Raw genomic sequence first — 12,558 nt, 5'->3', positions numbered from 1 at the left:
CGCATCACGCATCCGAATACACCACCGCCGATGTTTCAGCCCGCCGGCCCCTCGGTAACTACCCCACGCGGCGAACGGTTCGGTGAGTCGCACACAGGCCCTCACCCGCACTCTGTCACTCACGACGGTGGACACCTGACCCGAACAAACCGCACTCCAACACTTTTTGGTGTCGCCAACCGCACCGAAACGGGCGACGCACCGCCGCGCCTCCTATCCCCGAACGCTGCGACAGGCATCCCTCAACCGGCGAAAGGTTGTTCGGCTGCGAGTCGAGTGCGATGCTGCATCCCCCGAAGACCCGACCGTCACCACCGCATACCGGAAGTTCGGATCCGCCACACCCAGCCGATCAGCGCTCCCGGAAGTCCAGGCGCGCAACGACAGCCAACCCTATACACAACACGATCACCAGCACTGCAACATTGATCATCACGATCTCCCCTCTGGCAACCGTGTGGGGTCAGTCAGTCCCAACGCACGGTGAACCAGACTCATACGGCAGTCTGGGCGAGCCTGTCGAGAAGCAACTTCTTCCCGATCTCCGCACCCTTGGGGCTCTCGCTCTGGGCTTTACGGAACAGATCGGCCACTTCGCCGTCCCCGTCACGCTCGGCATCGTCGATGTAGGTCTGCATACGCAACGCATTACTCAACGACGCTTCGACGAACCAGATCAAGTTGTAGTCCTTGTCCCGTGTACCCGTCGCCGCACCGGATTCCAGCCCACTCATGGCCCTCTCTCCTTCTCTATTCCCGCCGACTTTCCCCTGTCCATGGCCATACCCCGCACAGACGACGTCCACGCGGCGCATCGGCAATCGTCAACGAACACCGCCCCCCACTCCCGGGAGAATCCGCGGCCGCCGACAGAACTGACGTGTACGCGCATCAGTCCTGACGCTGCACCGGTTTCACCATCCGCCTTGCCGGGTAATCCGCCCTGACGGCGGAACGCTGCCCAGGCAACGAGTCGCCGAACAGGGCCCTTCCCGGCAAGCACCAACCGGTAACGGCCCGCGCGCATCCCACACGACGCGAGCCAACGGGATACGCCCGATTCGTCGGCTGCCGTCACCAGCAGCCGGCGAATCGCCCACACCCAGCGAAACCCCCGAAAAGGTCGCCCGCAACCGGTCACACCTCGCTGACCGGAACTCCGCACACTGTGCTCTACGACAAAATTCGCCTCGCGGATAATCAGCAGCTGCGATTGGATAACATCCTCGTACGCAGCACCCGCAGAACACTGCCCCTACCTCGGCATCGCCGGTGAGAGCCGAGCCCGGGACGCACGCCGACTCTCAGCAGGCCTGCCGATGGATCGCCGCCACCGCGTGCACCGACGACGACGTCGCCCACATGCGCCGCCGCTACGGTTTCCCCACCGCACCCTGACCCGCGAACTCCCGGGGCTCGGCCACGGATCGACCTACTGCCGCTCCCAACTCGGTCCCAGCCGATACTCAGGACTTTGTTCCGGTGCCTTTCGGAACGAGAGCGCCTCGGTCGGCGTACATCGACTCGATACGAGCCTTGATCTCGGCAGTACTCATCGAACCGCTGTGCACAGCCGGCCACGAGTTCGATCTCGAAGTCTGAACGTTCATCTGAAAGGTCCTTCACACATTGAGGATTGAAGATTAGAAGCGGTTCGGCCGAACGGCGTCAGACCACACGACATGAGCCGAGTAGGTCCGTCTGATCGTTCGTCAGTAACGACCAGACGGACCCTGCACGCCCTTGCCGACGGGAAGGACGCACAACTGCACTCCGCCAACGGCGTCGATAGATTCCAGACGGGGAACTATCGACCCCCACCGGCGGACACACGCCACCGCCCATGGCGGGTGGGATTGCGCTCTCGACGAATCTACGCAGCGTGCAGAATCCGAGAAGAGGCGTCCTCGATACTCCGATTCGGTGTCATCGTCGACGTCGCGGCACCCGCGCTGCCCCCTGTGACGACCTGACGCCACCACGCTTCACGTTCCTCGGATTCCGGCCACACCACCACATCGAGGTCATCGACATCCATGCGAGTACTCCTTCATGTCCTCTGACCACCTGTTACCCCGCCTACGGTCCTGTAAACCCTTCACAGCTTCGACGTCGGATCGACCGTCGACTCCGCCACCAGCGCCGGGCTCGGCATGCCGATCTTCGGGCACCATGTGCCGCGGTGCCCGCCGGGAGGCAGTTTCGTGGGCAACAACGCCCCGAGGTGGTCGTAGCGCTGGACATGCAATCCCCCACTACTACCGCCGTTGGCCGCCGTCGCCGCCACGATCGCCTCGTTGTCCGAATCGAAGAACTCCTCGGCGGTCGATCCGTCCGCGAACGTGAACCTGTACCGTTCCATCACGCAACCTCGCCGTCTGTCGAAAGAAGCTGGTAGACCGAAAATAACTCGTAGACATTGTGTTCGGACGAAACTCTGCACGGTGTGCGTTCACGCTGCGCGCCGGAAAAGGTGATTGCCGAGCCGGTCACACTTCTCGCACTTTCTACCGTCCAAGGCCTGTACCCGCTGCTGCTCGGTACTCGCAAAAGACGTCACAGTGTGTGAGCGTCTCGGCAACCACCGCGCAAGAACCCACGGACCCTGCCCGCAAGTCCTCACACCCGAGGGTCCCCCGCTGCGCCGTCGAGGGCCGGGCAACGAGAAGCCCGCCCACGCCCCTAACCCTGTGGAGGGGAGCGTTGGGTCGCCCGAGGCCGCATCACCGGAACCCGATACGTATACCGGGACATCATGATCGGCGGGGCCACCAAGCCGGGGTCGAGGGTGCAGCCGGCAATCCGGGTGAGCAACACCCACGCCGCCGGAGTGAGTGCATCGGCGAGAATCCGATCCGAATCCTCCACCACGGCAGCATATTCCAGTTCGTGCCAGAGGTGGATACCCAGCCTCTCCCACTCCGAGTAGCCACCCCGACCCCTGCCGGCTACTTCACGCTCATCCTCGGCGATGCGGTCGATCTCGACATCATCGACCCCAGTCATTGTCGCTGCACCCTCTCGAGACCTGCTGTTGTGGACTGCGGACTGTTCCGGCGTGCTGTTCACGCATCGATCTGCTTGCTCTCCTGCTTGTGGCCCACCTCCTTGCTGCTCCCGTTGCTGTTCCCGGCGCTGCTGATCTCGATCTTGCGGGGCTTGGCCCGCTCCGCGAGCGGGATCGTCAACCTCAGCACGCCCGCGTCGTAGCCGGCCTCGATATTGTCGGTGTCGAGGTTCTCGCCCAGGAACAGTTGACGACTGAATACCCCGCGCGGGCGCTCAGCCGCAATCATCTCCGCCTCGCCGGCGCGAACCGGCCGCTCGGCGTGCACCGTCAACACGTTGCGGTCCACATCGAGGTCGAGTGAATCCGGGTCCATGCCGGGAAGATCGAACTCGACGACGAACTGCTCACCTTCCTGCCATGCATCCATCGGCATCACCGCTGGCTGCGAAGCAGTACCCAACAGCTGTCGGGTCAGGCGGTCAAGGTCACGGAAAGGATCGGTGCGCATCAACATTTTCGGTCACCTCCAGGAAAAGTCACTGGAACCGTTCACTGACTACCACCACCGCATCCACCGAACTTCTACAGTAGATGCTGTAGATTTGGTATATCATCAAACACACATCGGATCAAGAGCTTTCCCGCAGGTATCGAAATTTCTTTGATGGGAGGACCATCATGGCGCGCAACCCCGCTATCGCCGAACCCCCTGGCCTGTACGCGATCTCGGTGACATCGGAGCTCTCCGGATTCACCGCCGGCACGCTGCGACTCTACGAACAGTACGGCCTGATCACCCCCGCCCGCACCCGCGGCGGTACCCGCCGCTACAACGACGAGGACCTCACCCGTCTGGGCCGCATCACAGAACTCATCGCCGACGGCATCAACCTCGTCGGCATCAAACGAGTCCTCGAACTCGAAGACAGCACCGCCCTACTACGCCGCGACAACACCCGGCTACGCGCAGACAACGCCCACCTACGCCGGAAAAACACACACGACACAGAGAAACGTCCGTGATCGCCCGACAGAGAAAGGGCCACCGCCATGGAAGACAACCGCATTCGCTCAGCCCTCGACGCGACACCCGACACCGACTACCTCGAACAAACCATCCCAGCCGACCCGAATGCAGTGGATGCCGTCGACCTCGAAGCCCTCACCACCGAACTCGACACCCCATGGCCGGCGCCCGAGGGAGATCTGCTCGAACAATCGACACCCGCCCCGCTCGACGACGAACGCTGAGGTTCCCTGTCCGACTGGTGCACTACACCAACCGGGCAGGGAACGCCCTGCCGACCCGAGGCATCTCTGTATCCGAATACGTTGTCTAACAGCTCTTTCGGGAACGACTGCACGACCGGGTCTGAGAGTGCATACGATACGAAAACTTCCCGGTAAGGATCACTTCATGCTCGTGCCACCTAGGAGGCTCTGCCTCACCGGGCATCCGGGTTCGCCAGCACCAACGACGAGTACGCCGCGGCGCTGATCCCTCGTCGCCGCGCGTTCTCCGCCAGCCGTGCAGTTGCGAGTTCGATCGAAATACCGTCGAGTTCGGCGATCATGCCGACTGCCTGTTCCACGTCGCCGCGGACCGCGATCAGCTTCTTGACCGCCGTCACCACCTGCGAATGACGATCCTGACGACTGTCCGTGGACAGAGTCAGAGCGGCCAAATCTGCCATCGACTGCCCGTATGCATTACTACGCTCCGCGCTGTGCCACGAATCGTGAGTAAAGACCACGAGTGATCCGAGCGATGTCCGACCCAACCTCATCGGAAAGCAGCGGCACCCGCCCAGCCCATGTTCGAGTCCTGAGCGACCGAATTTCCGCCACCGCTCCCCCACGTCTTTGAAGCTGTCGACCATCACAACCGCTCCGCTCTCAGCGCTCAGCGCAGCCGGACCCGATATGGCAAGAGTCCGGTCGGGAACGAACTCGGCATTTGCCGACTCCACCAACACATCAAGATAACCTTGCTCCCCGTTTCGCACGACGAGGACGCACCACACACCGCTCAGATTCTGTCTCGATCGCTCAACGATCGTTTCGAGTACACGCAGGGAATCGAAGTCGGTGGTGAGAAGATGAGTCACCTCGGCAATGCTCAATTGTATTGCGGGGGTGTTCATCCTGGGCTCCCATCGTCAAGTACTGCAGAGACATTGCGCGATCTTTCCGAATCAGATGTCATCCGTCCTCACCACCGTGTGCGAATCGGATCCGCCGATTCACGACATCTGCGGCGATCTCCCAGATCGGCCTCCCCGAGGAGTACGCGGCGGCTCGAAGCCGAGAAAGTGACTCTTCGACCGAGACACGAAGTTGGATCGCGATCATCCCGACTGCCTGGTTCACCTCGGGTCGGTGAAAGGCATTGACGAGCATCCCAGCGTCCAGATCACCGGTGACAGGAAGTTCGGCAAGAATCGCCATCGAAATCGCAGCGGCACTCGCAGTCGCCAATTCGATCTGCTCGTCGTCGAGGCCAATGGGATCGAGACGGTACAGTTCGAGCACACCGAAGACATCACCTCCGCCCCTGAGCGGAAAGGCGAACACCGATCCGACACCGGCTTTGTCTGCCTCGCTGGCAAACCCCGGCCAGATGTCATTGGCGGAATCACTGGAAGTGTCGTTGCAGAACATCGGTCGCTCAGTTGTGAATGCATCAACGCACGGACCGTCACCGCCGGTGAACTGTAGTTCGTCGAGATGTTGTGCCACCGAGTCCGTCGCGTACATCAATTCCCTCGACGAAGAGCTGCTGAGCACTGTGATCGCCGCCCCTTGAACTTCCGCCAGCCTCAAACACTGTCGACACAGTTTCGCGGTCATCGGCAACTCGACTGATGCGCGGCGCCCTCTCTCACTTTCGGATTCGTCGGGAAATTCGGGTGTGTCCTGACTTCCTCTCGGATCTGCATTCACAGGACGCACCTCCTCAGTCGCCTTCACGGGGCACACACGGCGCCTGGTCACTCCGATCCGGCGTAAAGTCGAGATTACCGAATAGAGGTACTTCTCAGGCGCGCGGCCGAGTCGGCCGCGTCGGTGCCACTTTTCATTGGTGGACCACTTCCACCGCGCGGATCGGGCAAGAAATCATGAACTTCGACAGTTCTCATCCGCGCGCGCGACCGTCGGCCGCCTTCGCGCGAGCACAGGGTCGCGAGCCGCGACTCATCGATCGCCTCGAACAATCTCTCTCCATACCGGCTGATTCCCCGGATCGAGTCGTGGAGTTGATGATTCGATGCACGATCGCCGCCGTCGATCTGGTTGTCGGTGTTGATCACGCCGGTGTCACGGCATCACTGGACAGCGAACCGTTCACCGTCGCCCCTACCGATGAACGTGTAGAAGAATTCGATCGCACGCAATATCTCCTCGGTGACGGACCCTGCCTGTCAGCATCGCGCACGGGTCGGTCGGTCCGAATGTCGGTCGAGCAGTTAGGCACACGGTGGCCCACTCTCGGCATTGCTGCGCGCAACGCCGGATTGGAAGGTTTTCTCGCGATACCACTGTTCAACTACAACGAGCCGGTCGGGTCACTGAACCTGTACTCGCATTCAGCGGTGGCAGAGACGGACCGGGACCGCGATCTCGTCGTCGTCATCGCCGAATATCTGGGAGCGGGGCTCGACGCCATCGCAACAGACCATCGACTCGAACATGCCGCCAACGCCCTGCGCCGAGGAATCGCCTCACGTGCCGACATCGAACGCGCAGTCGGAATCTTGATGATCCGCCGCAATACAGACCCCCAGACCGCGCTTTCCGAACTCCAGGCTTCAGCACGTCATCAGTCGCGGGATTTACTGGACGTTGCACGTCAGACAATCATTTCAGCCGACGACCAACGCACATAGAGCTTCCGATCGACCGGTCAGAACGCTGCGACGGCACGAAGCGGCGTGCCGTCGATAGGCGGGAGAACTCACCATCGCCGCGTTCGAGGGGCCTCGTCATCTCTAGGTGTGCGCACGCTCGCTAACAATTCCTCCGCGACGACCCTGACTTTCGTATTGGTACGTCGGGACGTCTCGACCAACATCGCGAACGCCCCATCCGCATCGACACCGTGCACCGCCATCAACACCCCCTTCGCCCCCTTCGCCTGATCGATCACCGCCCGCGAATCGAGAGCACGCTCAAAGTTCCTTTCGCTGGGTGTAAGAGTCAGACGGCGTCTACGGTATGGCCGGCCGAGTGGAACGTGTTGGCGGTGATGCCGCCGCTGTCGAGCAGCCAGCGTTCGGCGTCGATTGCTGCGGCGCATCCGGCGCGGACAGCGGTGATCGCCTGACCTGTCGGTGTTCGGTTCTGCCGGGGTATCACCGAAAGAAATGCCGCTTCGAGCGGCCGCTTGCCGATAAGCGCAAGACGGGCACCGATCCTGAAAAGCCACTGGACACCTTCGGTGCCGGCGGCTTCGTCATATCCGGGCCAGGGAGACGGGTTGCATCAGATGCAAGATTGATGCTTCTGATGTGGTGCCAATTGCCCTTCGTTTCCGGTGGTCAGTGTCGTCCGGGGAGGTCGACTGGCGGATGTGCAGGATTCGAAACGGGCGGTATTCATAGCCAGGAAGCGCACCGCTATAGATCGTGGCTCCTCGTACGGGAAGCAGAAGGCGGCACGGATTTCCAACGCGGCCGCCAATCGTGGGCGGTCGAGTGTGGGTAAATCCGGGGGCAAGTCTTCGCCGTACGAAGACTGGACGGTGGAGGAATTGAAGAAGCGTGCCAAAGAGCTGGATCTTCACGGTTATTCGAAACTCAAGAAGAGCGAACTGATCGATACCCTCCGAAATCACTGAACCTCGCCCTTGGCGTCAGGTCCACCCCGACACTCGGCTTCTGTGTACGAATCGCCATGCGACACCGCTCGGTCCGAAGCGCAGAAATCATGCCAGTATGGCCACCGCGGCGATGACGAAAACGATGACAACCAACGCGACCGCGACCATCGCTGCAATTCCGGTTCCTGAAAAGCGTTTGACGGTCGCGGGTTCGGGTTCGGACAATCCCGACGTCTGGGGAGCATCGGGCGGGGTGCTCCCCGGCTTGACCCCGCCTCCGGGTTCCAGGTCAGGGGTATTGTCCGGATCTGGTTCGGGCGGTGTAGAAGTCACGATGTACCTCCCGGTCAACTTCCCTCGGAAGTCCTCGTCGATGCCTGGGGCTGCCGAAGCGTGTCGGTCAGTGTCGCGCAGAACGCCGGTAAATCATCGGGGTTGCGGCTCGATATCAACGTATTCGGTCCTGAAGTACAGACCACGACTTCTTCGTCCACCCACGTGCCGCCCGCATTCGTGATATCGGTACGCAAACTAGGCCACGACGTCAGCGTGCGACCGGCGACCACGCCGGCTTCGACCAGCGTCCACGGTCCGTGGCAGATCACTGCGACAGGCTTCCCGGCGTCGAAGAAACTCCGGGCGAACGCCACCGCCCCTGGATTCACACGAAGGAAATCAGGGTTGGCCACACCACCGGGTAGGACGAGTGCGTCGTATTCCGACGACTTCGCCGACTCGACCACCGCATCCACGTCGAAGACGTCAGCTTTGTCGAGATGATTGAATGCCTGAATAGTTCCGGATTTTGTCGAAACAATCGACGGCTGAGCGTGTTCGGCAACCAACGCATCCCACGGGTCCGTCAACTCGATTTGTTCGACTCCCTCCGTCGCCACGAGGAATGCCACTTTCTTTCCTGCGAGTAGTCGACTCATGCTTGAACGTCCTCCCTCATCTTCGTCACAACCGTCGAGCGACTGCTCAGCTGGATGCGCCCTCGGTGTCGTCGAAGAACGACCATTCACCGTCATGCTGGACTTCCATGCGCCATCCCAGTTCCGAGTTGTCGGCGCGGGCATCGACGAACCAGGCATGCGCATCGTCAGCGCTGTCGATCTCGCGCGTCGCGGTGACGTCGCCTGCAGGATTGATCACTCTGTAAGTAGCCATTCGGGTCGGCTTCCCCAGCCGATGCTTCTTCAATCATCGACTGCGACGACGGCGTATCAACCCGTACCGTCACCATGGACGCTCAGGCGCTGACCCCGCGCGTCGTACGCCGACTGTACGGTTCACACACGAAGTGCGCGAGGCGATCAGAGAGGTCGCTGGTATGCGACCTGAGCCGTCAGAAACAGATTTACGACTTGGGGATCCCCGCATCTCCCCGATACGCAAACCGTCGACGATCATCTCGAGCCGAAGAGCGAAGCCATCGGAAGTCCAGACACATCACCACACCCATGCCGATACTCAGCATCACAAGCAACAGAACAACATTCAGCACCGTGCATCCACCCTTCTATGAGGCCGGCTCTCAGGCCGCCGTCACGCCGCGAAACGCAGCGGGCTTCCATTCGTGCCTGCGGAGGCCGTGGAATCCTTGGCACACGGCAAGTCTCCGACATCTCTTGCCACACGGCGGTCTTCGAAAGGTGCGATTCCCACGATCTCGCGCCACCACCTTTCGTGCTCTTCGGACTCCGTCCACGACGCGACATCCACCACAAGCCCTCCTTCACCGACCCCCGATTTGTTACCCAGCTCACGCACTGAGGAAACGTGACGTGGCAATGACCGTGCGCTCTGGGAGATCCGCGCGGTTGCAGGACGTCAACGAACTCGGCTGGGAAGAAGTTCAGTCGTCGGCGCCGAGGCCTTGGGGAACTGGACGATCGCATTCGTTCCGACGACGACCTGCCGGCACCGACGACGACCTGGTGGTGCCACTGACGGTGGGGTGTCAAGCACTCACACACTCGTCGAGCAATGTCGCAGCTAGCTCCTCGTTCATCCTGTGGCAGAACGGAGTTCGCGCAAGGCAATTTATGGAAGCCTTCTCCGCCGAACTCGATACCCTATGGCCGGCACCCGAGGAATATCTGCTCGAACAATCGATCTCCCCGCTCGACGACCAGCGCTGAACTCCGAGCGCGTCCGTGGCTCGGTAACGAGGCGTCTGTTGCCGAGGAGCCTGCTTTGTCACCGAACCAACGGTTCTCGATTCGCTACGAACGGGCTCTGCCGGACGGGGATGGGAGTCGACGTCCGGCAGAACAACAGTCCCGAGCCAGCACAGACCGGGACGATTCTCACCCTGCACCCGATCGGCTGAAAGTACCAGCCCTCACCGGACTGAAATGCGACACGTGTGATGCAGTGCTCTCTCATTGGTTTCGGAAACCCAGACAGTTCCGGCCCCACAACGAGGGTGCGGTGTGTGTGTGCCGATCGTAGGGTGGCCCAGCGGCAGGTCGGAGGAGTCACACCTCACATCAACCGATCAGCACGACCCCGGACGCGGACCCTCGCACGCTCATTGCCCGGCATCGGCGAGGGCTTGTCATCATCTCTAGGTGATGCGCACACTCGCCAGCAGATCCTCTGCCACCGCCCGCAGTTTCGTGTTGGTGCGTTGGGATCTCTCGACCAGCATCGCGAACGCCGCATCCGCATCGACACCGTGGACCGCCATCAACACCCCCTTCGCCTGATCGATCACCGCCCGCGAATCGAGAGCACGCTCGAGCTGCAGAGCCAACTGCCGGGCACCCCGGTAACGTTCGGTACTGCCGATCGCATACCCAGCGGCAGTGGTGAACAAATTCATCAACGCCACCTCAGAACGAGCGAACCCGTCCGCACGGCTGCCGTACACGTTGACCGCACCCGCACGCACCCCGGGCTCGAGCGCAGGCAACGGAATCGACAGGAAACTCTGCACCCCGAATCGCCGGGCCTCGGACGCCAGACCCGGCCACCGCTCACTGGCAGTCGTGCGGTCCGCCACCACGATCTGCTCGCTCTCCGCGGCCTCGATACACGGACCCGCCCACGACCGATACTGCAGCTCGTCTACTATGACGACCTCACGGGACGTGCGCGCCGCCGTCGACGCAGCACCCTCCTCATCGAGAACCGTCACCCCCGCCATGTCCGCATCCTCGATCAACTCCACCGCATGCTCACACAACCGGTTCAGATACTTCTCGATGTGACCGGCCGGATTCAACACCCGATACAGATCCTGCAACGCTTCGGCAGCCGCATCGAGCGGAGGAAACCACCCATCACCGACAGCAGCGCTTCGTACGACATCCATCCCACACCTCACACGCACTCCCACGAGACCGTGACGGCACACGACGAAAATGGGCAAAACCCCGATCTCCACTTGTCAACAACTCACGAATGCCCGAACACACCACCACCAAACCCCACCACGACGCCGCGGTCCCGCCGCACCAGCAACCCGAACCAAAGGGTGGTTCGCCGGCGCCGAGGTGTGAGCGCCGACGCCAGCGAACCCGATGCGCATCCCGGCACTGCCCGTACCAGGATGCCCCATTTCGGGGCTGACCCACCCCCGGCGAGCGGACAGCCGGAAGGCAGGTCGTCTGCGCGGCGCCCCGAAATCCTTTTCGAGTGCTCCCGATACCGCAACCCAGAGGTATCCCACACACCACCAACGCAAACCCGCCCCGACCACAGACCTTCAACGGTATGGGGAAACGCCGCAACGCCACATCCATGCGGACCCACTACCGACCAGACGCACCTACGTAGCCAAGATCGCCGGTCTGCGCCTCCCCACACCTGTAGTGGCTACACGGAGTACAAACAGCTGTCGGCTTCACCCTCCTCGGACGGTTCTGCGGACGATTCTGCAATCACACGTCGACATCGAACGTCGCATCATCTTCCTCGACTCCGGACGGCTCCCCGTCCCGAAGTCCTCCTCCAGCCTCGCGGAGCACCCTTCCAACAGCGAATTACATCGCGGTTCAGCGCTAAAGTCTCCGTGTCTCCGTTCCAACGAGACGGAGACGAACGCGTAGCCTTCATGATTAGGCTCACTGGCGGGTGCAGTCGGTGGCCCACAAACTGTTGAGGAGCTTCGGTCGGTATCAGTCTCGGTCAGTCCACCGTGATCGAGCCCCTCAACCTCCGAGAGGACACTCACCGAGCCAACCGGTACCATCGGTATTCGTAGAGACTGCAACAAGATTCACAACTGAACTACCGTCTTCCGAAAAAGATCGAGCTATTGGATGGCCGTCAGGAGTGCACGGCCGACAGAGGACCGACCGACGCCCAGTGTCGAAGCGATGGAGTCAAGACTCCTCCCTTGCTCGCGCAGTGCACGGGCGAGTTCAGTGCGTTCCGGGGTCATGACAGTCGGCCGGCCGCCGCGTCGACCTTGACGTCGGGCGGCTTCGAGGCCGGCATGAGTACGTTCGACGATCATGCGGCGTTCCATTTGGGCAAGGGCTGCCATGATGTGGAAGAGAAATTCGCCGCCTGCGGTGGTGGTATCGAATCCTTCTGTGAGGGAACGGAATGCGATGCCGCGCTCACCGAGGTTGTGAACGGTGTCGATGACGTGGCGGACGGATCGTCCGAGCCTGTCGAGTTTCCAGACGACGAGGACATCACCGTCGTGGTCACGTAGGTAGTTCAGGCATTCGGTGAGCTGGGGGCGCTGCGTTTTGGAGCCGGATTCGTAGTC

At 61.6% G+C, this 12,558-nt stretch carries 20 protein-coding genes and 1 pseudogene; 6 read left to right on the top strand and 15 right to left on the bottom strand.

Annotated elements, in window-relative coordinates:
- Positions 1–494: 494 nt before the first annotated feature.
- Positions 495–734 carry a hypothetical protein gene (locus ACVZUB_RS00320; protein ID WP_042445260.1) on the bottom strand — a complete coding sequence of 80 codons (240 nt, stop codon included), beginning with the start codon at positions 732–734 and terminating at the stop codon, positions 495–497.
- 538 nt (positions 735–1,272) lie between these two features.
- On the opposite strand from ACVZUB_RS00320, the gene ACVZUB_RS00315 reads away from it, so the two are divergent.
- Positions 1,273–1,398, top strand: coding sequence for a hypothetical protein (locus ACVZUB_RS00315; protein ID WP_256082775.1), 126 nt, complete (start codon positions 1,273–1,275; stop codon positions 1,396–1,398).
- Between the two features lie 68 nt (positions 1,399–1,466).
- Here the strand turns inward: ACVZUB_RS00315 and ACVZUB_RS00310 are convergent, their stop codons facing one another.
- The 5 genes from ACVZUB_RS00310 to ACVZUB_RS00290 form a co-directional block, all read right to left on the bottom strand.
- Complete coding sequence (locus tag ACVZUB_RS00310; protein ID WP_164490684.1) at positions 1,467–1,610, bottom strand: hypothetical protein; 144 nt, start codon at positions 1,608–1,610, stop codon at positions 1,467–1,469.
- A 263-nt stretch (positions 1,611–1,873) separates the two neighbouring features.
- Positions 1,874–2,038 (bottom strand): hypothetical protein, encoded by a 165-nt coding sequence (locus ACVZUB_RS00305; RefSeq protein WP_156423042.1) that lies wholly within the window; start codon positions 2,036–2,038, stop codon positions 1,874–1,876.
- Positions 2,039–2,098: 60 nt separating this feature from the next.
- Positions 2,099–2,362, bottom strand: a complete 264-nt coding sequence (locus tag ACVZUB_RS00300; protein WP_054781739.1) for a hypothetical protein — start codon at positions 2,360–2,362, stop codon at positions 2,099–2,101.
- 320 nt (positions 2,363–2,682) lie between these two features.
- On the bottom strand, positions 2,683–3,069 hold the full coding sequence (locus ACVZUB_RS00295; protein WP_482628059.1) for a hypothetical protein: 387 nt from the start codon (positions 3,067–3,069) through the stop codon (positions 2,683–2,685).
- Positions 3,066–3,524, bottom strand: coding sequence for an Hsp20/alpha crystallin family protein (locus ACVZUB_RS00290; RefSeq protein ID WP_158171149.1), 459 nt, complete (start codon positions 3,522–3,524; stop codon positions 3,066–3,068). The genes ACVZUB_RS00295 and ACVZUB_RS00290 overlap by 4 nt, the downstream gene beginning before the upstream one ends.
- 164 nt (positions 3,525–3,688) lie before the next feature.
- Between ACVZUB_RS00290 and ACVZUB_RS00285 the strand changes: the two genes are divergently transcribed.
- Entirely contained in the window at positions 3,689–4,033 is a 345-nt protein-coding gene (locus tag ACVZUB_RS00285) for a MerR family transcriptional regulator (RefSeq protein WP_054781737.1), read from the top strand.
- A gap of 27 nt (positions 4,034–4,060) precedes the next feature.
- Positions 4,061–4,261, top strand: coding sequence for a hypothetical protein (locus ACVZUB_RS00280; RefSeq protein ID WP_042445278.1), 201 nt, complete (start codon positions 4,061–4,063; stop codon positions 4,259–4,261).
- A gap of 194 nt (positions 4,262–4,455) precedes the next feature.
- Here the strand turns inward: ACVZUB_RS00280 and ACVZUB_RS00275 are convergent, their stop codons facing one another.
- Positions 4,456–5,154, bottom strand: a complete 699-nt coding sequence (locus tag ACVZUB_RS00275; RefSeq protein WP_042445280.1) for a GAF domain-containing protein — start codon at positions 5,152–5,154, stop codon at positions 4,456–4,458.
- Positions 5,155–5,212: 58 nt separating this feature from the next.
- Entirely contained in the window at positions 5,213–5,860 is a 648-nt protein-coding gene (locus ACVZUB_RS00270; RefSeq protein ID WP_482628058.1) for a GAF and ANTAR domain-containing protein, read from the bottom strand.
- Between the two features lie 269 nt (positions 5,861–6,129).
- Between ACVZUB_RS00270 and ACVZUB_RS00265 the strand changes: the two genes are divergently transcribed.
- Positions 6,130–6,897 (top strand): GAF and ANTAR domain-containing protein, encoded by a 768-nt coding sequence (locus ACVZUB_RS00265; RefSeq protein ID WP_482628057.1) that lies wholly within the window; start codon positions 6,130–6,132, stop codon positions 6,895–6,897.
- A gap of 68 nt (positions 6,898–6,965) precedes the next feature.
- On the opposite strand, the gene ACVZUB_RS00260 is transcribed toward ACVZUB_RS00265, so the two are convergent.
- Positions 6,966–7,211, bottom strand: a complete 246-nt coding sequence (locus tag ACVZUB_RS00260) for an ANTAR domain-containing protein (RefSeq protein ID WP_308115469.1) — start codon at positions 7,209–7,211, stop codon at positions 6,966–6,968.
- Positions 7,208–7,333 (bottom strand): annotated as a pseudogene (locus ACVZUB_RS00255) (thioredoxin-disulfide reductase); the annotation flags it as partial. The gene ACVZUB_RS00260 and the pseudogene ACVZUB_RS00255, both read right to left, overlap by 4 nt.
- A gap of 274 nt (positions 7,334–7,607) precedes the next feature.
- Between ACVZUB_RS00255 and ACVZUB_RS00250 the strand changes: the two are divergent.
- Entirely contained in the window at positions 7,608–7,847 is a 240-nt protein-coding gene (locus tag ACVZUB_RS00250; RefSeq protein ID WP_482628560.1) for a DUF7218 family protein, read from the top strand.
- Between the two features lie 87 nt (positions 7,848–7,934).
- Here the strand turns inward: ACVZUB_RS00250 and ACVZUB_RS00245 are convergent, their stop codons facing one another.
- The 3 genes from ACVZUB_RS00245 to ACVZUB_RS00235 are packed head-to-tail and all read right to left on the bottom strand — an operon-like array spanning position 7,935 to position 8,999.
- Positions 7,935–8,162 (bottom strand): DUF6480 family protein, encoded by a 228-nt coding sequence (locus ACVZUB_RS00245; protein ID WP_054781741.1) that lies wholly within the window; start codon positions 8,160–8,162, stop codon positions 7,935–7,937.
- Between the two features lie 14 nt (positions 8,163–8,176).
- The gene (locus ACVZUB_RS00240; RefSeq protein WP_054781740.1) at positions 8,177–8,764 is read right to left on the bottom strand and encodes a type 1 glutamine amidotransferase domain-containing protein; all 588 of its coding nucleotides are present in this window, start codon (positions 8,762–8,764) and stop codon (positions 8,177–8,179) included.
- A gap of 46 nt (positions 8,765–8,810) precedes the next feature.
- Positions 8,811–8,999, bottom strand: a complete 189-nt coding sequence (locus ACVZUB_RS00235) for a hypothetical protein (RefSeq protein ID WP_058036953.1) — start codon at positions 8,997–8,999, stop codon at positions 8,811–8,813.
- Positions 9,000–9,622: 623 nt separating this feature from the next.
- Here ACVZUB_RS00235 and ACVZUB_RS00230 point away from each other — a divergent pair.
- Positions 9,623–9,973, top strand: coding sequence for a hypothetical protein (locus ACVZUB_RS00230; protein ID WP_058036951.1), 351 nt, complete (start codon positions 9,623–9,625; stop codon positions 9,971–9,973).
- Between the two features lie 428 nt (positions 9,974–10,401).
- On the opposite strand, the gene ACVZUB_RS00225 is transcribed toward ACVZUB_RS00230, so the two are convergent.
- Together ACVZUB_RS00225 and ACVZUB_RS00220 are read right to left on the bottom strand one after the other, a co-directional pair.
- Positions 10,402–11,151 (bottom strand): GAF and ANTAR domain-containing protein, encoded by a 750-nt coding sequence (locus ACVZUB_RS00225; protein WP_054781727.1) that lies wholly within the window; start codon positions 11,149–11,151, stop codon positions 10,402–10,404.
- Between the two features lie 942 nt (positions 11,152–12,093).
- On the bottom strand, positions 12,094–12,510 hold the full coding sequence (locus tag ACVZUB_RS00220; protein WP_482628559.1) for a recombinase family protein: 417 nt from the start codon (positions 12,508–12,510) through the stop codon (positions 12,094–12,096).
- Between the last annotated feature and the right edge of the window lie 48 nt (positions 12,511–12,558).

This window comes from Rhodococcus sp. OS5 (genome assembly GCF_056837585.1).
This window is presented reverse-complemented; position numbering and strand designations above follow the sequence as displayed.